The organism is Psychrobacter sp. SCQQ22 (assembly GCF_015864605.1).
In the GTDB taxonomy this organism is placed as follows: Bacteria; Pseudomonadota; Gammaproteobacteria; order Pseudomonadales; family Moraxellaceae; genus Psychrobacter; species Psychrobacter fozii.
This window is the reverse complement of the sequence record NZ_JADYWZ010000022.1, coordinates 1-936: the sequence shown is the minus strand read 5'-3', so window position 1 is coordinate 936 and position 936 is coordinate 1. Positions and strand designations below refer to the sequence as shown.

Below are 936 nucleotides of genomic sequence, written 5' to 3'. Positions count from 1 at the left end.
GCAGTAGATGACGTAGGATCAGGCCCATTAAACCAGCCCGTATTGATTGACGTGTTGGGTAACGACACCGACCCTGATGGCGACATAGACCCAACCAGCGTCAAGCTCATTGATCCGGCTGATGGCTCTGAAGTGACAACATTAACCGTACCAGGCGAAGGTGAATGGGAAGTTGACCCAACCACTGGCGCCGTTACTTTCACCCCAGAGTCAGGCTTCACAGAAGATCCAACGCCAGTAGACTATGTAGTCTCTGACATCACAGGTGAGCCATCTAACCCAGCCACCATCGTTGTTGACTATCCACCAACCGTACCTGTGGCAGTAGATGACGCGTATACCGTAGAAGAAGACGGCACCGTAGTGCTTGACCCACTAAACGCTGACAGCGACTTCGATGGCGACACCCTCAGCATCACTGACATTAATGGCACCGCCTTAACCCCAGGTGTGGCTCAAAGCATTGACGTACCAAACGGCGTAGTGAACATAGATACCGCAGGTGTTATCAGCTTCACCCCTGATGCCAACTTTAATGGCGACGTCGAATTTGACTACACCATCACCGATGGCACGACAGAAGTGAGCGCCACAGAAACCATCACCGTCACCCCTGTGAATGATGCGCCCGTGGCAGTAGATGATGCATATACCGTAGAAGAAGACGGCACCGTAGTACTAGCACCGCTTACTACTGGCATCGCTGATAGTGACTTGGATGGTGACACCCTCAGTATCACTGACATTAATGGCACCGCCTTAACCCCAGGTGTGGCTCAAAGCATTGACGTACCAAACGGCGTAGTGAACATAGACAACGCAGGTGTCATCAGCTTCACCCCTGATGCCAACTTTAATGGTGAAGTCGAGTTTGACTACACCATCACCGATGGCACGACATCGGTCAGCGCTACAGAAACCATCACTGTAACGCCT

1 protein-coding gene is annotated in these 936 nt (G+C 51.9%); it reads left to right on the top strand.

Annotation, left to right across the window (positions count from 1 at the left end; all coding sequences use genetic code 11):
• Positions 1-936 (top strand): Ig-like domain-containing protein (locus tag I6E84_RS14050; RefSeq protein ID WP_197218633.1); only part of this gene is annotated, 936 nt, incomplete at both ends.